Here is a 19,777-nt window from a genome sequence, read left to right as displayed (position 1 = left end):
CTTTTGTTGGTGCGCCAGGTTATTTTTTCAGGAACGGTGCCATTGTCTTAAAGAACTTCTCGCCATAGGGCGGGCGAAGAGCCTTGAAGACGCCGTCCATGTTGATCTGCTTGAAAATAGCCTTTGCGTGGCTGAACCGTTTGAAGCCGTGCAGGCCGTGATAAGCGCCCATGCCACTATTCCCGACGCCGCCAAAGGGCAGGGTGTTCTGGGTCGAATGCATGATGGTCTCGTTGATGCACGCTCCGCCGGAAATGGTGCTTTCCATCACCTGCTCCTGCTCGCCCGCGTCTTTGGCAAACACGTAAGCCGCCAGAGGGCGCGGACGGGTGTTGGCAAAGCTAATGGCCTGATCCAACGAGTCGTAAGGCAGGATGGGCAGGATCGGCCCAAAGATTTCGTCCTGCATGACGTCCAGCGCCGGATCGGCGTCGACGATCAGTGTCGGGGGCAGAATTTTCTCATTCGTGGCTGAGAGATCTTCGTTGGCGGGATTGACCTGAACGACCCGCGCCCCTGCCGAACGTGCCTGCTCCACAAGGCCCTTGAGCCGGTCGAATTGGCGGTCGGTCACGATATGGGTGACATCCGGGTTGCCGGACAGGGTCGGGAAGGCCTCGGCAAGTTTTGCCGCAAGCTGGGTGGCGAATTCTTCCATCTTTGCGCGTGGGACCAAGACATAGTCCGGTGCCAGGCAAACCTGACCCGCATTGAATCCTTTGCCCGCCGCAATCCGGGCGACCGCAAGGTTCATATCTGCGCTGGGGGCGATGATGGTGGGATTCTTGCCACCAAGTTCCAGTGTTGTCGGCACCATATGTTCAGCTGCTGCACGAAGGACGTGCGGGCCAATGCTGCTGGCGCCGGTAAACAGCAGGTGGTCAAAAGGCAGGGCAGTGAACGCCTGTGCGACGTCGACGCCTCCGGTCACAACCACGGCTTCGTGCGGGGCGAAGTTTGCTTCTATCAGCGACTTCAAAAGGTCGGATGTGCGGGGTGTGAACTCTGACGGCTTCAGCATGACCGAGTTGCCTGCCGCAAAGGCTTCGGCCATTGGGCCGATGGCCAGATAGATCGGAAAGTTCCAGGGGCTGACAATACCAATGACACCCAGGGGTTGATAATGGATGCGACCGCGCGCGCCCAGCAATCCCAGGGGAAACTCGACTTTTGCCTTCTCAGGGCGCATCCAGCGATCAAGGTTGTCCCGCGCGAATTTTAACTGTTTTACCGTGCCAACGATGTCGGCCGCGATCGTTTCATGTTGTGACCGATTGCCAAAATCGGTCGAGATCGCGTCAATCATGGCATCGCGATTATCCAGTACCAGGTCGATTAACCGCGTGATGCGATCCTTGCGTTCAGCCGCGTTTGGCTCGTCATGTTCGGCCTGGTGGGCTTTTTGTGTCTCCAAAAGCGTCGCGAGGCTCTCGGCGGGGTTGGGGCTATGCTGGTTCAATACGCGTCTCCTGCGGTTGGTTTTGCGGTGCGCAACCGCCTTCCTGTTGGTCTGTGTGCCCGTTCTGTCCCCTTGGTCACAAGGGTCGGGTTTCGTTTCTTTGCCGCCGGGCTGCGAAGTCTGCGTTGACATTTATTCGGCGATGTGGAAGGTAAGTGATCGTTCACTAATTAGCAAGAGCGCAGTATGACCCTGACCACAGAAGACAGGTTCAAGACCGGCATGCAGTTGCTGGCGGCCTCAACGACCATCATCACTTCAGAATTCGAAGATTCGCGCGCTGGAATGGCGGCGACAGCGGTATGTTCGCTAACGGCCGATCCGCCAGCTTTGTTGGTTTGCATCAACCGAACAGCGCGAACATATGGTGTCGTGATGGACAGCCGAAAGTTTGCCGTAAACCTCATACCTGATGACATGACCGAGGTTGTCGGTGCCTTTTCGTCGAAAATGGACAAGGAACAACAGTTTCAGGCAGCCGGGACATGGATCAAAGGGGATCTGGGTCTGCCTGTTTTGAAAGAGTCCGTCGTGTCCTTTGAATGCGTGGTCGACAACTGGGCAAACACGAAGACACATGCGGTGTTCTTCGGTATGGTGAAAGAAGTTCACCTGAACCCGGAAAAGTCAGCGCTTATTTATGGGCGCAAGGGATTTCACAAACTCACACCGCTGGAAGGCTGATGCAGGGTCAAAGTGAAATTTCACCAGACTCCGCACGCCCCACACCACCAAAATACGACAATCACGTAACTGAAAACTTGCCGTGATGATGCCCGGGAGGAGACACCAATGCCGACGCTTGGACAGCTGATCGACCGAAACGCACACCGCTTTGGGGATCAGGATGCTTATGTGGAACTGGAGCGCCGTCGAAGTTGGCGCGAGTTGGGCCAGCGAACGGATGCGCTGGCGCATGCGTTGCGGTCGCTGGATGTCCGCAAGGGTGATCGGGTCGGGGTGATCCTGCCTGACTGCATAGAGGTTGCGGAAACCATTGGCGCTTGCGCCAAGGCCGGTGCGATTCGAGTGGGTCTGAACTATCGCCTTGCCCCGCGCGAAATCGGCGCGCTGATTGATGACGCGGGCTTGGATGTTCTGATCGTGCAGGACACGAAAGTTGCAATCGCCCAAGACGCGTTGACCTTCAGCAAGCGCCAGCCGGTGCCGGTAGGGATCGGTTCCCAACATGCGTTGGAGCGGGACTATGAAACCCTGATCGCAGCGGCATCTGATCGCGGGGCTTTCACCCATACCCCGCATGAGCAATTGATGATCTGCTACACCACCGGTTCAACCGGTTTGCCAAAAGGTGCGATCTATCCTCATGCGTTGATGATCGAGTCGATGGGTGTAATCGCTCTGACGGAAGGTGCGGGTCCGGACGATGTCTGGCTGCACGCGATGCCGGCATCGGGGGTTCCGATCATTCACCTGCTGCGTAACATGTTCCACGGTACCAAATGCGCAATTGTAGGCGAATGGGATGCTGAAACGGCGCTTAGGCTTATTGACCGTGAGCAGGCGACGATCTGCGTTCTGGTGCCAACGATGCTGAACGACCTGCTGTCTTCCGGCCTGATTACGCAATACAATTGCTCGTCGATCCGGCAACTGGGGTATGGGTCTGCGCCAATTCCACCTGCGACGGTGCGGGATGCGCTCAAGGCTTTCGGGTGCAAATTCCTGCAGATGTTTGGCACGACCGAGCTGATGGGCATGGGTATGATGCTGACCGCAACCGATCACGAACGCGCGTTGAAAGACGGGCACAACTGTCTGGAAAGTGCGGGTCGACCACTTTACTACGTGGACGTCCGTGTGGTGGATGAGCAGGGCAATGACCTTCCCAGCGGAGAGGCGGGTGAGGTGCTGATACACTCGCCCTATGTGATACCGGGTTATTGGAACCAAGCGGTGGAGTATTCGGAAACTGTCCGCGATGGTTGGCTGCATACCGGGGATATCGCAGTGATCGATGCAGAGGGTTACGTGCATCTCAAGGACCGGGCAAAGTTCCGTATCAAGTCCGGCGGTTATAACGTGTTCCCGGTCGAGGTCGAAAACTGTCTGGCTGAACATGATGCAATCGACGAAGTCAGTGTGTTCGGCTTGCCCGATCCAAAATGGGGGGATCGGATTCATGCCGTTGTCACCCTGAACTCGGATACCGCTGTTAGCGGCGCGGAACTGCGTGAGTACTGCCGGGGTAAGATTGCCAACTTCAAGATCCCGAAAGATATCGAGATTTGGGACGCATTGCCCAAAGGCCCGACAGGTAAAATTCAAAAACGCGAGATCATCGAGATTTGCAGTCGCGACGACCAAAGCGGTGCGGTATAAGCGCCGTTCCTGACCGAATGCTCTTGGTCAGGGAATGAAAGTTCGAAAAACAGTGTGAGGCTTGATCGTTGAAATGCGGTCAAGCCTCGTCGTTTCAATGGCCCACCTCAAATGAAGCAGGCCATCCGGTTGAGCAAGTGACCCAGTGAAATCTCTGTCGCTTGCCTTGTGTATCTACGCCTCCATGTGGCGCAGTACGGATCTCTGAAAATAGGTCAGCGGAGATTCAGCCCCCGGACCAGCGGCCATTTTGCCGACCGCGTATTTGGGGGACATCATCGCACGCTGCATTTTTTCGACGACATACACATCTTCAGTCTGAAAGTCTTGTGTTGCCAGCGGATGCACCTTCCAGTGCGAGCTTTTGATTATGCCGGATACTTTGTCATAGCCGGGGATATCCTTGACGGAACCGCGGCTCGACATCCATGATTTTGCGGCCCAGACATAAGCATGCAGCCGTGTCACACCGGCGCTTACAGGTTCCATCACGGATATCGAAAAAGACCAGGGGCTTGCCACGATCAGGGTCGTCGGGAACAACATGTAGACGCCGCCATAGCCTTCTTTCTCAGCATGCGGGATTTTCTTCGCGTTCCATTTGTCCATGCGCGTTGACACGAAATTCGGAACACGCGAACGCACGGTTTCGTTCTCGGTCGAGTACCAAACCTGATTGTCGCCATAAGGGTCCCAGATGTTCTTGTCCTGAGTTGGACCGCCCAGTGTGTTCTTGTGCAGATAGGCCAGATGGTATCCGTCGATCGCGTTCTCGAAGAACACTTTCCAGTTGCACTGCATTTCATAGGTTACAGGTTCACCGTAGGATATCAGTTCAGGGCTGGTGATGTCGTGCGGCCAGACGACATTATCCAATCCGCTGAGCCATTCTGACAAGTCCTGATCGGGTTCGGGATTGACAAAAACAATGCCCTTGAACACCGCGACCGAAGCCCTGTGTAGGCCGTTTTCTTTTTTGTTGATGTCAGGGAAGCAGGCTTGCTGGTCCGGGATGCCACGCAGCGCTCCATCCAGGCCAAAAGTCCACGAGTGATAGGGGCACACGATCGTCTTGCCCGCATTTCCGCAGCCGTGATCCAGCAGTTCGGTTCCGCGATGGCGGCAAATGTTGTGGAACGCACGCAGTTCGCCGTCGTTCCCGCGGATTACGACAAGGGTAAAGTGCCCTGCCTTGGTCGTCATGTAATCGCCCGCATTGGCAACCTTTGACTCGACGCCAGCGAACACCCAGCTGCGCGAAAACAGCTTCTTGTTTTCCTGCGCCAGCCATTCATCTGATGTGTAGGCTTCGGGTGGCAATTCCTGGGTAGCGACCTCTGGCATTTGGTTTGGCTGTTGCATGAATGATCTCACAAATGGCTGCTAAGTTTTCATTACTGTCAGCATTGACAGATAACCTTGAGCGCGGCATATGTCAATATAAAGTGATCGTTCACTAATCCTGACAATTTGGAAGAAATTGGCCGCAAAAACTGCGGTTAATCAGGATTTCAAGGGTTATTGTCCTGAGCCTGATGAAGAGACTGGAAACGCTATGCCGCGCCCGAGTTTAAAACCGCAACGGTCAGAAGAAATCCTTGATGCCTATATGACCTGCGTGGCCCGGTACGGGCTTGATGGCGCCACTCAAGAGCGTGTCGCGGCCGAGGCGGGTGTGAAGCGACCTTTGTTACGGCACTACCTTGGCAATCGTGACCAGATGATTGGTGCGCTAAATCAGCATGTCGCAGACGCGTTCAACAATCTGACATTGGAGTTGGATTGTCATCTTACACAGATCGAAACAGGCGATCAGCTCTTGGAAACCCTATTTGCCGAAGATGAAGAGATCGACCCACGGCTTGCTGCTGCGTGGCAGGGGTTATCCGCATCAGTCGGGGATCATCCCGAACTTGCGGAGGCGTTGCTGGAAGTCCTAGCACGTTTTGTGGCGGTTCTTGAGAAGTTCCTTGCTCGCGTGTCGCCCGATGCCACACCAGAACGGGTGAAGGCCGTGTCGCAGGGCATTTCAACGATCTTCCTGTCCCTCGATTCACTAGCCGCACTTGATGCGCCGTCCGATTGGCGCACCGAATTGAAGCGCGCGGCTTCATTGCTGACGAAAACTTTGTGATTGCCAAGTCGGGTCGCATCCGACGACGTCAGCGCGGCAGGCCCTCTTCGGTTTGGGCCTGCGTGGACAGCCAGTGACGAAAGCTGCGCAGCGACGGGTCGTCCGACTTGGTTTTCGGCCAAACAAGATAGTAGGCGCCCATCATCTCAACCGCGTCCGGGAAGGCTGCGATCAGTTTGCCTGTCGCGAGGTCCTGTTCGATCAAATAATTGGGCAATAACGCAACGCCAAGACCGTGAACCGCCGCCTGATTGATCGTTGTGTATTGATCGTAAATCGTTCCGGGCAATGCGTCGGGATGGCTTGTCCCCATATGACTGAACCATTCTTGCCAGGCGTGGGGCCGGGTCTGGATGTGCAGCAATGGTAGTTTCAGCAGATCTCGCGGTGATGGCGGCGCGCCTTTGGGCAGCAGGGATGGCGCGCAAACCGGCAATACACTTTCCACACGCAGCAACAGCCGATCCGTGCCGGGCCAATCGGGTTCTCCAAAATGCAGCGCCGCGTCGAAGGGTTCAGCGGTGAAACTGAACGGACGCAGGCGGGTCGACATGTTGATGGTTATTTCCGGGTGCATTCGGGCAAATTCGGGTAATCTGGGCACTAGCCACCGCATTCCGAACGTCGGCAAAATCGCAAGGTTCAAGGTGCCACCAATAGGAGCCATGTGCAGCTTTAGCGAGGCCTGAGCGATCTGGTTCAGGCCTTGCCGAACCTCGGCAACATATTCCTGCGCAACTGGCGTCAGCAGCAGGCGTTTGCGATCCCGACGGATCAGATCGACACCTAGCTGGGCTTCCAATGTTTGCAATTGCCGGCTGACGGCACTTTGGGTCAGGACAAGCTCATCAGCGACCGCAGAAGCCGAGCCTAAGCGATCCAGCGCTTCAAGGGCGCGGAGTGATGAAATTGAGGGGAAGAGGCGGCGTGGCGTTACCATCTATGCGGTCTGCTCATGAATTGCTCCGTCATCTTGCAGTTATTTGCGATTTGTTCAAACAATCTTATTGAGCGTTAGTTGCGAAGACTGTCTGCGCAGTTGAGCCTCGCAATTGCCACACCCGAGGGTCACAAACGCACCACCCTAATGCTGTCCAATCTAATGCTAGGCTGACGTATAGGTCGCGCTTTTTAGATTGTCACAGTTGACAGTACTCAACTGTTTGCCTATTTCGATTTGAAGCAACGTAAGATCAGGCAGGTATTAAGCACATTGCCGAGGTCAAAACGTTTAGCTTGCCAACCGTGAAGACGACGGCCCTAGGAGGGGACAGCATGCCGCAAATGTACCATGAGTTACCTGCAGAGGCGTATACATCGCAGGAGTGGTTCGACCGAGAACAGCGAGAGATATTCTCAAAAACATGGCGTTTTGCTGGTTTTATGGAAGATTTGCCCGAGCCGGGCTATTATCTTTCGGTTCAGGCGGGATTGAACAACTTGTTCATCGTTATGGGGAGGGATCGCAGGCTGCGAGCCTTCCACAACATTTGCAGACATCGGGGCACGCAATTGATCCGCGCTGTGGGAAAGACCCAAAAAGCGCTGACCTGCCCCTATCACGACTGGACCTATGATCTAGAGGGCAACCTGATCTCGGTCCCGGATGAGCATCGCGAATATAAGTCCGTCGATAAATCCTGCCTTGGCCTGAAACCTGCTTCGGTCGATATCTGGAAGGGTATGTTGTTTGTGCATCCCGACCCGAACGCAGGGTCGATCATGAAATGGTTCGGCGGTGTGGACGACAAAGTCGGGCCGCACGTGCCAGAAGAACTGGTGGAACACGAGGACACCTCGAACACCTATGAGATCAAGGCCAACTGGAAGATCGTCGTCGAGAACTACATCGACGTCTACCATTTGAGCCACCTGCATTCGAATACCCTGCAAATGTATGACCACGCCAATGCGCAATATGGCTGGTACGGGCCGCACTACATCTTTTGGGAGCCGCCGGTCGAAGAGTTCGCCAAAGATCAGAACAAAAAGCTTCAGATGCCTCGGGTCGTTCCCGAAGATCAGAATGGTGCATGGGTGCCGATGCTGTTTCCAGGGGTTGGAATTGGCGCGTCCGAGGACGTGTGGAACGTCTTTATCATTACCCCGCTTGCTCCGGACAGGACGCGGATTCTGAACCGGACGCGTGTTGCCAATGCCTCAGGCTGGGAGTTTTCGAAACAGGCCACCCGGTCGGCGTCCTTCTGGAACAATTTCGGTATCAAAGGCAAATATGACGGTGATGATGCGTATGATGAAAACGATCCGATGGCCTCAGGCGATTTCACGCAAGAGGACATCTATGCCTGTGAACAGCAACAGAAATCCCTGACATCGCCCTATTTCGAGGTTGCTCCAGCCGCCGTTGGGGAAAGCCCCGTGGTTCAACACCAAAGGGTCGTTCGCGATTGGTTGCAAAAAGAATGATCAACCCCGACGACCGGTTGTCGATTGCGACTTTGCTGCGGGTCCTTCGCACAAAAATCGCAACGACCTGGGATCTGACCCTGGTTGGAACGGCGTTGTCTACTCTCCTTCCCCTGTTGATCGGCTATTCGATCGACGGCCTGTCGAATGGGGACTACACGTCGTTCATCTATTTCGGTGTTGCGATGGCAGCGCTGCTGGTTGTGTCGACGTTGCGGCGTATTTACAACACGCGGGCCTATGGCACGATCCGCGTCGAATTGGGCAAGGCGCAGGCCAAACGGGATGCGGGAGGCGAGGTCTCGGTGCTAAATGCGCGGGTGCTGATAGCCCGCGAACTGGTTGATTTTCTGGAGAATGAGGCCCCTGAATCAATGGGTGCGGTCGTTCAGGTTATGGTCTCGGTCGGTATTCTGATGTCCTTTCACGGGGCACTTGCCACCGCCGCAGGGACCGCTGCGGTGATTATCCTGATCATCTTCACCCTGTTTTCGCGTCGCTTCTTCCGCCTGGATGGGCTGTTGAACCACCAGTCAGAAAGACAGGTGACTGCGTTGCAAAGCATGGATTTGAAAAAGATCGGCCAACACTTGTTTCGATTGCGCAGGCATGAGGTTCGGTTGTCGGATTCCGAGGCGCTTGTCTACGCTGCGATTTTTTCTGTCTTGCTCGGCATGCTGGCCTTCAGCCTGTGGTTTGCGGCGACGCAAAGCGGGGCGACGGCAGGGCAGATCTTCTCGGTTGCCACCTATTCGTTCGAGTTTGTGCAATCGGTCGTGGTTTTACCAATGGTCCTGCAAAGCCTCGCGCGCTTGTCCGAGATCACCGAGCGGATCAACGCGCCAGCATCGAAACAGGGTGCCAATGCCTAATCCGTTCAATTCAAACACCCGGCCCATATTGGGTATCATCACACAACCTGCCCATTCGCATGGCACGAATTTCGGAGGCTCACATGGCCAGAGACTTTCACCCGCTTGAGGTGCTTGAAACGTGTAATGAGATCGGCGGGCAAGCCAAATCCGTCATGTTCGCCGTGCCGGCGCATCTAGCCCAAGACTTTGCCTGGCGTGCCGGCCAGCATTTGACCCTTCGCTTTTGGATCAAAGGCGAAGAGGTGCGCAGAAGCTATTCGATCTCGTATTCGCCCGTCTCAGGGGATCCGCTGCGCATCACCGTCAAACGGGTGAAAAAGGGGCTCGTCAGCAATCATATCAACGATACGGTTCAAAAGGGTAATGTGATCGACGTCATGCCGCCATTCGGCAGTTTTTGTCTGGATACAGACCCGGAGGAACGGCGCACACACTACTTCTTTGGGGCTGGCAGTGGCATCACCCCGTTGCATTCCATGCTTCAGTCTGTGCTTTTGGCCGAACCGTGGTCGGTTGCGCATCTGGCCTATGGTAATGCGAACGCGGACAGTATCCTGTTCAAAGATGAGTTTGCCGCATACCAGCAGGCTTTTTCTGAACGCCTGACGGTGCATCACCTTCTGTCCAAACCCTCAATGTGGTCCAGTTTCGCTTATTGGCGCCGGGGTGTCATCGACAAGGATGCGCTCGAGGCGCTGATCACGGAAAATCCTCCGTATGCCCAGAATGCCCAGTACTACATCTGTGGTCCCGGCGGGATGAACAAAGCGGTCAAAGACGCGCTTATGTCTTTGGATGTGCCTGCCAATCGGATTCACATGGAAAGCTACGGCGGAGCGCAAGAAACCGATGACAGTGTCAAGGGCGTTGATGCCATTGTGGACATAACGCTGAACGGTCAGCGACAATCGGTTCAGATGGCATCTGGACAGACGATCTTACAGGCTGCTCAAAAGGCTGGGTTGGAGCCGCCATATTCCTGCCAGTCTGGGGTCTGTGGGGCGTGCCGGTGTCAGGTGAAAAAGGGCGCAGTTCATATGCGGGCGCGAACCGCTTTGGATGACAATGAGATCGCGAAAGGTGCCGTGCTGTCCTGCCAGGCGGTTGCCACGATGGACAAGCTTGCGGTCAGTTACGATTAACCCGGCCATTGGCCGGGCCGTCTCCGTCAGGTTTTGTCTTCCAGTGTTTCAGCCAATTTCAGCGCAGCGAAATAGGACGAATAACCCCATGTTTTCGGCGGCTTGAGCGGAACGAAAGCATCCGTGGTGATAAACAGGTTTATGATTCCGTGCGCGACGATCTCACAGGCTTGTTTGTCGGCTTTTGGGTGTGAGGCAAGAACGATGTCTATCGCGACCTTGTAAAAAGCCTCCATCGATTCCAGCAATGGCTTGCGAAGCTCTGGGTAGATCTCAATCGAGTTGACGAGCGCCTGGTAACAAATGTTGATCCGGGGATCCATCTCACCGTCAGAGTTGAACAGGGCCTCGATCAGATTGCGGATATCGGTATGTTTGTCCAGCGCAACGCGCAATGTTTCGGTCTGTTTGCTGAACGTTTCGACGACATGCTCACTTAACGCCAGAACCATGGCTTTGCGGTTGCCAAGGTGATGGCGGATCAGTGGGCGCTTCAGCCCGGCTTGTGCCGCGATATGTTCAAGTGTGGCGCCTTCGACGCCGTAGCGAACGACGCAAGACATAAAGGCATCGAGGACTTCTTTTTTACGTTGATCTTGTACCGAGGGGCGACCCATGCGATTACCCTTACACAGAAACGGAATTTTAGAGATATCTTAATTGAAATTGACTGTCAATAATGACAGTCAATTTAAGTTTAAAGTGTCTGCCGCTCTTCAGCGCTTTCTACATTAGTGCCCATCGTTCCAGACGATAATCTAACGCAAGCAGTGTTCAAGCGTCCCAGTGGGGCGAAGTGTTTGAGGGCGGTGGGCCTAGGTGAAAAGCCCAAGCCTTTCTCCGCCCGCCACATCCGCAAATCTGTTGAGATTTGGGAACAGAGTGTCCAGTGCCGAAGGTTGCACACCAAACCAAAGCGACAGGTCAGCATAAAGTTGATCGGTCGAGGTCGTTGGGATCAATACACCGTCGCCCACATCAAGCGCATTGTCGCTGGCCAGGCCAAGCTCGGGGTAATCCCCCAGAATCTGCCCGCCTTTGACAGCATTGCCCATAACCAGGGTATTGCCGCCCCAACCATGATCCGTACCGTTGCCATTCGACGTCAGCGTCCGGCCGAAATCTGATCCCGTGAACGTCACAACACGATCCGCCAAGCCCATATCGTCAAGCGTTGCCTGAAACGCCCCCCAACGCTTCGGACAATACGCGCAGCATACGGGCATGGTTCGCCAACAGTTCATCATGATGGTCCCAGCCAATATAGCGCACGAAAAACGTTTGCTGCTCGTGACCCAGCCGGTCCGAGGCGGCAATCGTCTTGGCAACCATACGCAATTGCTGTGCAAGGTCCGAGGAGGGGAAGGACCGGGGTATCTTGATCCCGCGGGTTGCAGATTTGAATGTCTCGTGTTTGAACTGCGCGTCACGGGTCAGGTTCAGATATGTCTCGCGGAAGGGATCGCCGTTTTGATCGGCGTTCATCATTCGGTTGAAACTGTCCAAAAGCAGGTCGTTGAGCGGGCTTTTCTCTTCTTTTACGTACAGACCGACGCTGCCTTTGTCTGTGATTGCATATGGCAAGTCGATCTTGCCGTTTTGCGCAATGTTGTTTCCGGCCAATGAGATGTTCATTCCGATCTCGTGCGCCGATTTTGAGGGCTGTAGGTCGTCAGCAAAGAACCCGAACCATCCGTCGTTCACACGCAGATCCGGGCGCGAGGTTTGCCAGTGTTTGAACTGGTCCGCGTGGCTCAACAGTCCCAGGGGGAGTGCGGCCGAGCCGTCATAGAACTGCTCTTTCCGGACCTGTTCGACCAAGGGCCCAACATTGGCGACAAATGAGAGGCGCCTTTGATCGAACAGCTCGGCCATTTCGGGCATCGACGGGTGCAGGCCAAAGCTGCGGCCCAGGCGATCTTTGGGCGTATCCAAGGCCAGCAACTCACCGCGCGAAAGGGCAAGATTGGCCCGCGTTTCCGAGTATTGGCCGTACGCGATTTTGTCCTTTGGTACCAGCATGTTGAAGCTGTCATTGCCGCCATCCAGCATAACAAAAACAAGCGCCCTGCGGGCGGGCTTGATCATTCCCGTCCCAGCTTGCGCCAAGCCGGGCAGGGCGGCACCCATCATTGCGCCAGTTGCGGCAACACCAGTCGAGGCCAAAAACTGCCGGCGCGTAAAGGATTTGGTCAGCATGGGCTCAGGCCTCCTGCACGGTGAATTCTGGGGAAACGGCAATCATGAAGGCGATGGTCTGCACCACCCATTCGGGATTGTCCGCATACTGCACATAGGCCTGCTTGATCCGTTTGCGCACTTCGGCATCAGTCCGACCGGTCAATAGAACCGAAATCCGATCTATCAGCTCATCATGACGGCCTCGGTTCTGTGCGATTTTGATCTCTTCGCTCAGATCGAAGCGCAGCGCGTTCTTGGAATTGGCCCATAGCGTTTCGGGGTCAAACTCCATCACCATCATCTGCTCGGGGCCCGAACCGATCTGGGTCGAGACCAGCGGCAGGTAGCCACCAAAGAACCAATAGTAGGTGTTGTTGACATAAGCGACCGAGGTTGCGGCCGTGTGCAGCTCGAACTCGGGCGCGCGAAGGCCCATTTTCTGCAATGCGCCGTGCGGGGTGAAATCGGGTTTGTAGAAATTGAACACCGTGGGCGCGGACAGTGGATGCATCTGCAGCGCCTCTTGAATGTCATCACCCAGCAGCCACAGCTTGCCGGTCTGGTTATGCGCTCCAAACGCAATCAGAACCTGCGTGACGCGATGCAAGGGCGATTTTAGCTTTTGGGACTGTACTATCTTTGTCGGGGATTTGTATGCCGAAGGCAGACGTTTGGCGGCAACGTCATTGGTCAATGGGTAGGTCAGGATTGTGCGAACTGCGCTTTTCAGATCTCCGTTTGGACCAAATGCCTGCGAAACCGCTTCGACATAGGCGGGCGAGGGATTGGAGGTGACCAGCCGGTTGATCAGATGGGTTGCGATGAACGGCGCGGTCGTAGGGTGGCAACCAGTTGGTCGATGGTCGAACGAATTTCTTTTGGTCCGGACTGATCGCCGGGCAGGGTCAGACGACCGTTCAGCAGGGACTTTGCGCCGCGGTCGTGAAAGGCTTCTTCCACGATCATCGGTTTTGTGGCGTCGATGAAAGGCACTGTCTTACAGGCGTTTTCGACCCCGTCATCAAACTGAACGGGATAGCCGTTATAGCTGTTTTCCCAGAACGATGTGTTCCACTCGTACTTATAGGCAGCGGGCAACAAGCCGGTGAAGACCCGAGCTAGTTCCTTGATGTCGCGATTGTCATAGGTCGGGATCGGATCCCCACTGGCATCCAGTTTTTCCGAGCCATCGGGGTTCAGCTCGAACAAGCCAATAGAAAACAGCTGCATGATCTCACGCGCATAGTTTTCATCCGGATGGATGTTCTTGGCCTCGTTCGCCTTTTGATTGGTCATATGCGACAGGTAGATACCCATCATCGGGTGCATCGACACATCGTACAGAAGGTCTGAATAACTGCCGAACGCGTGCTTATAGAGTAGGTCATAGTAATTCGCCATCCCGATGGCATCCAGCTCCAGCGATGACGCGTCCGAGATGACCAGGATCTCGGACAGTGCCTGCGCAACACGCTGGCGCAGCAGGTCGTCGCGTTGCGTCAGCGTGTGGTTCCACCAAGCCATGTGGAAATACCATTTATAGGGCAGGGCGGGGTTGTTGCCGTCGCCGTTGATCGCCCCTTCGCCATGCGCGCGCTTCAGGCGCTTTCGGAAGCTCTTCCAAATCTTGCGGGTGGATTTTTCGAGCGGCCCTTTGTTTCCGATCGAGGCGTTCAGCTGATCATCCAACCAGCGTTCCGGGCCGGTCTTACTAACCTGATACAGTAACCTCTGATCGGCCCCAAGCGTGGCCTGCATCAAGAATCGGCTGGTGTCTTCCAGGGATGACTTCATGGTGGATGGCGGTCCTCTAGATCTGACGACAGTGGCTGCAATTTGTATAGACTGTCAAACAAGACAAAATAAAACTTAGTTCCGCCGTTTCAACCCGAAGATTTCGATATCCCTAAGAAAATGCCCCGTTTCCGGGGCAGTTGGGGTTAAGTCTGTAGGGTAGCTTTAGTTTGCGTAATTCATTTTCAAACCAAGCGATGAGGTATTGCCATCGTATTCGATCGCCGCATCTTCGAACGCCGGCAACGATCTGACGCCTGCGCCCTTGGAATATGCCCAACCTTCTTGCGGGATCGGCCCCTTCATCTCGAACTGGCCGTTATCGTTCTGGTCATGGTGGATCATGATCGCAAGCTGTCCGGGATTCTGGTTTTTGAGAGTTCCGGAAACCGAGCTACCTGATGCCGGGATCTTCGCGTAGCCCACGATTTTCGCCATTTGGCTTTGGTCAAATGCGGCCTTATCGTCAAATGCCAGTACGTGGATGACGCCCCCGCGTCCGGCGTCGACACCAGTGATATCGATCTGTATGTCCCCAGCCGTAGCCTGAGAGGTCGCCAGAGCCATAAGGCCAGCGAAGAATGCAATCTTGGTCATTGAGTTTCTCCTGAACAGTTAACCAATGTAAATTCCGAACAGACGCCATGCGAGATCCTGCACGACGTAAAGCAGCCCGAAGGCGAACCACATGATCGTGATGGCGTAGAAAAGCGGCGGGTTTTCTCGGCTGTCGATTGTTTCAATCAAAAAGGCCTGGCCGGTCATGAAGGATGAGGCGGCCCACCACATGAACAGCAACCCCCAGATCGCGTAGACCTGAAACCATGTGGCCAACAGCAAACATAAGAAGATGATCCAAGAAAGGGGGTGGGATTTGAGATACTGCATTGAACTTCTCTATCTATTTTCGGGGTTTGTACCCGCATCAAAGTGAGCACGACGAAGGGTTACCTATGCCTCAAAAAACTGCGTGGCTTTGAAGAGGCTGTGTAATATTCTGGCTCGCCGCCATTGCTGATCAGTTGAAGTTCCGTCCACGCGGGCGACGTGCCAGCTGTTTAGTCATGGATTGCCTGAAGCTGGTCGAACTGCGCCTTGTCCAACCGGTAGAACATCAGGGCAACAATCGATGCCATGTATATGACGAGGCTAAGGCAGGCATAGTTCCATCCTAGTGCACGGGTGACCTCGGGGGTCAGATTCGATTGATCTGGCGCTTCCGGAAAGCCAACATATGCCAGGAACATTCCAGAGATCGCCAACCCGCCAGCCGACCCCGCCTTAAGCACGAATGTGATGACCGATGTGATAATTCCTTCGTTCTGGAAGCCGTTCTGGCTGGTACCCAATTCGACGACGTCGGCCGTCATCGACGTCAGCAAAGACGTGGTCCAGACAATCAGGATGATTTGCAGAATGCCGTGAACAAACAGCAACCAGATCAGAAGCTCGGTGCCATTTGCAGGGAAGAACCCGATTTCACGCAGCACGTAAGGGGCGACACCGACAATTGCCGAGAGGATCGACAAGTATATGGCGCTCGATTTTTTGTCGCCGGATCGTGCGATAGGTTTCAGGGTTACGCCCGCAATCAAAGCGCCGATCAGGTTGGCCAACAGGATCAGAGCTATTTGGTCATTGTTCAGCTCCCAGAAGAACGAGGTCAGGTAGGTCCACAAAGCTGCTCCGATCCCGGCGCCCACCGCGAAAACGGCCGAGCTGACAAAGATGGCAAGTAATGCAGGCAGCTTGAACGCTGCGAAGAACTGTCTGAAAAACCCAGAGATGCTGTAGGTCGCCACATGCGAAATATCCAGCATTCTATTCTGCCATTTGCGCGTGCCCAAGGCGGTGACAGTGATAGCCAGCGCTATGAGGATTGCGCCGACAAGGCCTGCTTCCTGATAGCCGGCCTGGTTGAGGATGCCGTAAGGCATCGTGTCGGTCGGAACCAACCAGATCACATACATCGCGATGACCATGATCTGACCGGCAATCCAGGTGACCGAGACCTTGAGGCCAGACAACATGGTTCGTCCGCCATAGTCCTTGGTCAACTCTGGCACCATCGCGTTGTGTGGAACGTCAAACAACGTCATCGCCGTCCGCAGAAGAATCGTTGTGATCAGCAGGAACCAGAACAGCTGGGTCTCTGAGGTCAGTGCTGCAGGTGGGTTCCAAATAAACCAGAACAGGAGTGCGACAGGTATGATCGCTGCGTAGATGAACGGGTGGCGCTTGCCGGCCCGAGAACGTGTGTTATCCGACAAGTAACCGACAACAGGATCGGACACAGCGTCGAACATCAGAGCAATGAAAAGCGCAAACCCCACCGTCTCGGCCGGAAGGCCGATGACCAGATTGTAGTAGATAAGCAGGAAAAAGCTCAGCCCGTTCGACAAGATGCCGTTGGCTATGCCGCCCGCCCCGTAAAACAACTGCATGCTGACCGGTGGGCTTTCAGTACTGGTGTTCATTTTCTCCTCCGGATCTTCTTGCAGCAAGGTGGTGAGTGATCGGTCACTCAAATCAGATCACAAGGATCGTTTTTTGTCAAAGGTGTTAGAAAAGGTGCCTAACGACCGCGTTTGAGAAGCAAATGACCGCCGAAGCAAGAGGCAACAAGCAGGGGCCATTCGCTTAGTGGAGTGCCAAGCCCGACCGGGTTCGCGGTCGGGTGCTTGATCAGAAGTTATGCGACAGGCTCACACGTACAGCGGTCCCGGAAACATCCCGGATCTGCAGGCCCGCGTCAGGTTCGTTCACATCGCCAAGCGTGCCATACGTGACATCAACCAGAATTCGGGTCTGACCGATCGAGTGCACGGCACCCAGTGTGATACCTTTGCCTCCGCCTTCGTAGTCAAAGCCAACAAAACCGCCTTCAGGTTCAGAGCGGGACAGAATGCCGTAGAAGTACCATTTCGGGTTCAGCAGGTAGCCGACGCCAATTTGGCAGTCGACCGAGTTTTCCGCAAATTCTGCAAGCGGACCGCCAAGAACCGGAGACTGTACGGCGACATCATCCCAGTTCCTCCAGCGGATCGATCCAAAGGCACCCCAAGGGCCCTTGATCGCACTTTGCACGTTCAGTGCGACTGTCTGAGGGGTGCTCAATTGCGTCGTCACGTCAGATGGCGAAAGGGGTTGCAGCTGTTCGACACCATCCAGATCGTGATCGATTTCCGAGTAGTATGTCAGGTCGGCGCGAAACGCGATCGACGGGATCTCATACGCGGCACCCACAAGGAAACCGGGATTGAAGTCACCCTCGGAATCCAGCGAGTAGCTGAGAGAGGGATTTATCAGTGCACCGCTGAAATCGTTAATCTTTTCGAATCGTACCCCGGCAAAAGCACTAAAATTCTCATTGAATTTGTAGCGCGCCATCAAAGCGACTTCGGTGCCGCGATACCGGACGTTGGTGCCAGCAGACGGGGCGCCCGTACCAGTTGGGTATAGAAGCTTATAGTTGACCGAGTTGAAGCCGTGGATTGCGACTGCCCATTTGTCGCCTACATCCTGTTTGTAAGCCAGGGACAGGCCGCTAATGCTGGGTGTAACATTACCTGTTGGCTGTCCGAACTCAGTGCCTTTGGTTTTTGAATCGGCCCATCCTCCGGTGATTTCGACATAACGGCCCTGCTCAAAAAGGAACCGGTTTACCGACGGAAACCCCTCGATTCCGCCGGCAAATGCTGGGCTTGAAATCAAGCCCGCGCCCAATGCCAATGTTGCAATTTTCTTCATTCTTCCCTCCCTTTCCTCGGCTTTGTGTCTTTAATTGTGCCGAGGGGACCTGATGTGACCGTGGCGCTAGGGCGCGGCGGCCTGTTGAAAGCGCCGTGGTTTGCGCATGGTCGTGCAACCATCGAATGACGTGTCTTCAAATGGTTGCGTTTCCGGCCTGTGAAAATGTTTGTGGTGCAGCAGGGAGGCGCGCAGCGTGAGGCCGTCGCAATTAAGTGCGATGGCGGAACGTTTTCTTCCGTTTGAATGCAATGCCTCGACCCTGATGTGGGCCGCTTTGCAGCAGGCAATACCAATTGGTTCGGCAAACAAGCCGATTGCGCGATTTTTCATAGTCCCTGTCGTTTATTGCAGCCCAGTCTTAGGCCGGGTTTTTGGTCTGGTTATTGCGGTGCGAGTATCCCCGGGCTGACACCTCCTCGTTGTTTAGATGTTTTGATTGGCACGCTCCTCTTGGGTCTGCGCCGCGTTACCGAACAACTGCCCTGCACGAACCTCATCAATGACCCAAATGTGCTCTGGATTGGTCATGGATCAGCCCGTGCTGTTTACCCGTCGATTTTTAGTTTGTCGGATATGACAGTTATCTGTTACACATATCTGACATGTTTTCAATACGTTTGTATTGTACTTATGAATTGGAATAATCTTTCGCGGCAAACGTTGTATTCTCAGGGCTTTGATCCAGTTCCCACAAACACCATGGTTCCGCTCACACTTTTGCGGGATTTGCGCTAGGAAAGGCAGATGACGCGAAATTTGACAGAGAATCGGGCCAAACAGCGCGACAGGAACCGAGAACAGAAGCGACGGGAACTTGCCGAGAACGCGATTGCGACAATTGCGCGTGCTGGATATGCCAATACCACCTTGCGGGATATCGCGGCCTCTACCGGCGTATCGCTGGGCAAAATACAGTATTATTTTCCCGAAAAAGAGGGATTGTTGTTGTATTGCGTAGATCTGTCGGTCGACCGGTTCACGTCACAGCTGAACGAAATTCTTGATGCAGAACTCAGCCCACGCGAGGCGCGCAGCGCCTATATCGATCTGTTTGCCCATTCGATCATCAACTATGCGCATCTGCACAGGCTTTGGTATGATATCCGCAATCAGGCTATGTTCGATGGTTTGCTCAGGCCGCGAGTTGCTGACGTCGAGGCCCGGTATATCGCAATTTGTGACGAGCTTGGAAAGAAGTTTGCGATCAATGATGTGCGTGGTGTGGACATCTATGTGATGCTGGACGGCGCCTATCGGTATTACATCCAGCAAAGCATTGCCGGGATGCCAATCACCGCCGAGGACATCGCGCAGCACCTAAAACGCATCATAGGCTACCTGACGGGTGAAAATTAAGTTGTGGACCAATTCTCCGCCATCTCGCTATTCGCTTGCCGGGGTGTATTTTCGTTCTGTTTCCGCTCGGGTTACAAACAAGGTTTCCCGCCGATTATCTGGGGCTGACGGAGCTCTTGCATGCAGTATATTGTCATGCCAGAAAATAAAGTAAACGAGGCGGCATCGGCTTTTGAAAATGCCGTAACAACCGCGTTTGCTGTGCTTACTGCTACTTCAGTTTGGCTCAATGACGTGACGCAGGTATTAAGCTTTCTTTCTGCGTTGAGTTGATAAAATGCGAATGATCAGGCTCCCCTGTTTCAATGGGCTG

General features: G+C 54.6%; 21 protein-coding genes. 8 read left to right on the top strand and 13 right to left on the bottom strand.

Annotated elements, in window-relative coordinates; genetic code table 11:
• Positions 1-19: 19 nt before the first annotated feature.
• Entirely contained in the window at positions 20-1,459 is a 1,440-nt protein-coding gene (locus tag DK510_RS04790; RefSeq protein WP_200833208.1) for a coniferyl aldehyde dehydrogenase, read from the bottom strand.
• 186 nt (positions 1,460-1,645) lie between these two features.
• Between DK510_RS04790 and DK510_RS04785 the strand changes: the two genes are divergently transcribed.
• Complete coding sequence (locus DK510_RS04785; protein ID WP_109311127.1) at positions 1,646-2,143, top strand: flavin reductase family protein; 498 nt, start codon at positions 1,646-1,648, stop codon at positions 2,141-2,143.
• Positions 2,144-2,251: 108 nt separating this feature from the next.
• Positions 2,252-3,802 carry a class I adenylate-forming enzyme family protein gene (locus tag DK510_RS04780; protein WP_109311126.1) on the top strand — a complete coding sequence of 517 codons (1,551 nt, stop codon included), beginning with the start codon at positions 2,252-2,254 and terminating at the stop codon, positions 3,800-3,802.
• 174 nt (positions 3,803-3,976) lie between these two features.
• Here DK510_RS04780 and DK510_RS04775 read toward each other — a convergent pair whose 3' ends face one another.
• Positions 3,977-5,164, bottom strand: a complete 1,188-nt coding sequence (locus DK510_RS04775) for an SRPBCC family protein (protein WP_109311125.1) — start codon at positions 5,162-5,164, stop codon at positions 3,977-3,979.
• A gap of 193 nt (positions 5,165-5,357) precedes the next feature.
• On the opposite strand from DK510_RS04775, the gene DK510_RS04770 reads away from it, so the two are divergent.
• The gene (locus DK510_RS04770; protein WP_109311196.1) at positions 5,358-5,936 is read left to right on the top strand and encodes a TetR/AcrR family transcriptional regulator; all 579 of its coding nucleotides are present in this window, start codon (positions 5,358-5,360) and stop codon (positions 5,934-5,936) included.
• Between the two features lie 28 nt (positions 5,937-5,964).
• On the opposite strand, the gene DK510_RS04765 is transcribed toward DK510_RS04770, so the two are convergent.
• Positions 5,965-6,876: a LysR family transcriptional regulator gene (locus DK510_RS04765; protein ID WP_109311124.1), complete on the bottom strand. Its 912-nt coding sequence runs from the start codon at positions 6,874-6,876 to the stop codon at positions 5,965-5,967.
• A 335-nt stretch (positions 6,877-7,211) separates the two neighbouring features.
• Between DK510_RS04765 and DK510_RS04760 the strand changes: the two genes are divergently transcribed.
• From DK510_RS04760 to DK510_RS04750, 3 genes are all read left to right on the top strand, one after another.
• On the top strand, positions 7,212-8,363 hold the full coding sequence (locus tag DK510_RS04760) for an aromatic ring-hydroxylating dioxygenase subunit alpha (protein WP_109311123.1): 1,152 nt from the start codon (positions 7,212-7,214) through the stop codon (positions 8,361-8,363).
• Positions 8,360-9,235: an ABC transporter six-transmembrane domain-containing protein gene (locus DK510_RS04755; protein ID WP_109311122.1), complete on the top strand. Its 876-nt coding sequence runs from the start codon at positions 8,360-8,362 to the stop codon at positions 9,233-9,235. The genes DK510_RS04760 and DK510_RS04755 overlap by 4 nt, the downstream gene beginning before the upstream one ends.
• Positions 9,236-9,318: 83 nt before the next feature.
• Positions 9,319-10,380, top strand: a complete 1,062-nt coding sequence (locus DK510_RS04750; RefSeq protein ID WP_160116444.1) for a ferredoxin--NADP reductase — start codon at positions 9,319-9,321, stop codon at positions 10,378-10,380.
• Positions 10,381-10,406: 26 nt separating this feature from the next.
• Here DK510_RS04750 and DK510_RS04745 read toward each other — a convergent pair whose 3' ends face one another.
• The 10 genes from DK510_RS04745 to DK510_RS04710 form a co-directional block, all read right to left on the bottom strand.
• Positions 10,407-10,997: a TetR/AcrR family transcriptional regulator gene (locus DK510_RS04745; protein WP_109311120.1), complete on the bottom strand. Its 591-nt coding sequence runs from the start codon at positions 10,995-10,997 to the stop codon at positions 10,407-10,409.
• 198 nt (positions 10,998-11,195) lie between these two features.
• Positions 11,196-11,537: a DUF1501 domain-containing protein gene (locus DK510_RS23480; RefSeq protein ID WP_200833207.1), complete on the bottom strand. Its 342-nt coding sequence runs from the start codon at positions 11,535-11,537 to the stop codon at positions 11,196-11,198.
• Between the two features lie 10 nt (positions 11,538-11,547).
• Positions 11,548-12,579, bottom strand: coding sequence for a DUF1501 domain-containing protein (locus tag DK510_RS23475; protein WP_200833206.1), 1,032 nt, complete (start codon positions 12,577-12,579; stop codon positions 11,548-11,550).
• A 4-nt stretch (positions 12,580-12,583) separates the two neighbouring features.
• A complete protein-coding gene (locus tag DK510_RS23470; RefSeq protein ID WP_255414859.1) occupies positions 12,584-13,360 on the bottom strand; it encodes a DUF1800 family protein in 777 nt (258 codons plus the stop codon).
• Between the two features lie 8 nt (positions 13,361-13,368).
• Positions 13,369-14,355: a DUF1800 family protein gene (locus DK510_RS23465; RefSeq protein ID WP_200833205.1), complete on the bottom strand. Its 987-nt coding sequence runs from the start codon at positions 14,353-14,355 to the stop codon at positions 13,369-13,371.
• 165 nt (positions 14,356-14,520) lie between these two features.
• Positions 14,521-14,952: a DUF2141 domain-containing protein gene (locus tag DK510_RS04730; RefSeq protein WP_109311119.1), complete on the bottom strand. Its 432-nt coding sequence runs from the start codon at positions 14,950-14,952 to the stop codon at positions 14,521-14,523.
• Positions 14,953-14,970: 18 nt separating this feature from the next.
• Complete coding sequence (locus DK510_RS04725; RefSeq protein ID WP_108859614.1) at positions 14,971-15,243, bottom strand: hypothetical protein; 273 nt, start codon at positions 15,241-15,243, stop codon at positions 14,971-14,973.
• Between the two features lie 170 nt (positions 15,244-15,413).
• Positions 15,414-16,832 carry an MFS transporter gene (locus DK510_RS04720; protein WP_109311118.1) on the bottom strand — a complete coding sequence of 473 codons (1,419 nt, stop codon included), beginning with the start codon at positions 16,830-16,832 and terminating at the stop codon, positions 15,414-15,416.
• Between the two features lie 208 nt (positions 16,833-17,040).
• Positions 17,041-18,105, bottom strand: a complete 1,065-nt coding sequence (locus tag DK510_RS04715; protein WP_109311117.1) for a hypothetical protein — start codon at positions 18,103-18,105, stop codon at positions 17,041-17,043.
• A 66-nt stretch (positions 18,106-18,171) separates the two neighbouring features.
• On the bottom strand, positions 18,172-18,438 hold the full coding sequence (locus tag DK510_RS04710) for a hypothetical protein (RefSeq protein ID WP_109311116.1): 267 nt from the start codon (positions 18,436-18,438) through the stop codon (positions 18,172-18,174).
• A gap of 414 nt (positions 18,439-18,852) precedes the next feature.
• On the opposite strand from DK510_RS04710, the gene DK510_RS04705 reads away from it, so the two are divergent.
• Together DK510_RS04705 and DK510_RS22735 are read left to right on the top strand one after the other, a co-directional pair.
• Complete coding sequence (locus tag DK510_RS04705; RefSeq protein WP_109311115.1) at positions 18,853-19,464, top strand: TetR/AcrR family transcriptional regulator; 612 nt, start codon at positions 18,853-18,855, stop codon at positions 19,462-19,464.
• A 120-nt stretch (positions 19,465-19,584) separates the two neighbouring features.
• The gene (locus tag DK510_RS22735; RefSeq protein WP_160116443.1) at positions 19,585-19,737 is read left to right on the top strand and encodes a hypothetical protein; all 153 of its coding nucleotides are present in this window, start codon (positions 19,585-19,587) and stop codon (positions 19,735-19,737) included.
• Positions 19,738-19,777: the final 40 nt, after the last annotated feature.

The sequence above is a fragment of the Ruegeria sp. AU67 genome, from assembly GCF_900312795.1.
Lineage (GTDB): Bacteria > Pseudomonadota > Alphaproteobacteria > Rhodobacterales > Rhodobacteraceae > Ruegeria > Ruegeria atlantica.
Note: the sequence above shows the minus strand (reverse complement) of the source record. Positions and strands in the feature narration are given on the sequence as shown.

Bases quoted from the DNA above. Each gene is read 5' to 3' on its own strand.
- DK510_RS04755 (WP_109311122.1), top strand. From the start codon at position 8,360: ATGATCAACCCCGACGACCGGTTGTCGATTGCGACTTTGCTGCGGGTC.
- DK510_RS04745 (WP_109311120.1), bottom strand. From the start codon at position 10,997: ATGGGTCGCCCCTCGGTACAAGATCAACGTAAAAAAGAAGTCCTCGAT.
- DK510_RS04715 (WP_109311117.1), bottom strand. From the start codon at position 18,105: ATGAAGAAAATTGCAACATTGGCATTGGGCGCGGGCTTGATTTCAAGC.
- DK510_RS04710 (WP_109311116.1), bottom strand. From the start codon at position 18,438: ATGAAAAATCGCGCAATCGGCTTGTTTGCCGAACCAATTGGTATTGCC.
- DK510_RS23475 (WP_200833206.1), bottom strand. From the start codon at position 12,579: ATGCTGACCAAATCCTTTACGCGCCGGCAGTTTTTGGCCTCGACTGGT.
- DK510_RS04775 (WP_109311125.1), bottom strand. From the start codon at position 5,164: ATGCAACAGCCAAACCAAATGCCAGAGGTCGCTACCCAGGAATTGCCA.
- DK510_RS04725 (WP_108859614.1), bottom strand. From the start codon at position 15,243: ATGCAGTATCTCAAATCCCACCCCCTTTCTTGGATCATCTTCTTATGT.
- DK510_RS04750 (WP_160116444.1), top strand. From the start codon at position 9,319: ATGGCCAGAGACTTTCACCCGCTTGAGGTGCTTGAAACGTGTAATGAG.
- DK510_RS04730 (WP_109311119.1), bottom strand. From the start codon at position 14,952: ATGACCAAGATTGCATTCTTCGCTGGCCTTATGGCTCTGGCGACCTCT.
- DK510_RS04770 (WP_109311196.1), top strand. From the start codon at position 5,358: ATGCCGCGCCCGAGTTTAAAACCGCAACGGTCAGAAGAAATCCTTGAT.
- DK510_RS04765 (WP_109311124.1), bottom strand. From the start codon at position 6,876: ATGGTAACGCCACGCCGCCTCTTCCCCTCAATTTCATCACTCCGCGCC.
- DK510_RS04785 (WP_109311127.1), top strand. From the start codon at position 1,646: ATGACCCTGACCACAGAAGACAGGTTCAAGACCGGCATGCAGTTGCTG.
- DK510_RS04780 (WP_109311126.1), top strand. From the start codon at position 2,252: ATGCCGACGCTTGGACAGCTGATCGACCGAAACGCACACCGCTTTGGG.
- DK510_RS04760 (WP_109311123.1), top strand. From the start codon at position 7,212: ATGCCGCAAATGTACCATGAGTTACCTGCAGAGGCGTATACATCGCAG.
- DK510_RS04720 (WP_109311118.1), bottom strand. From the start codon at position 16,832: ATGAACACCAGTACTGAAAGCCCACCGGTCAGCATGCAGTTGTTTTAC.
- DK510_RS04705 (WP_109311115.1), top strand. From the start codon at position 18,853: ATGACGCGAAATTTGACAGAGAATCGGGCCAAACAGCGCGACAGGAAC.
- DK510_RS22735 (WP_160116443.1), top strand. From the start codon at position 19,585: ATGCAGTATATTGTCATGCCAGAAAATAAAGTAAACGAGGCGGCATCG.
- DK510_RS23465 (WP_200833205.1), bottom strand. From the start codon at position 14,355: ATGAAGTCATCCCTGGAAGACACCAGCCGATTCTTGATGCAGGCCACG.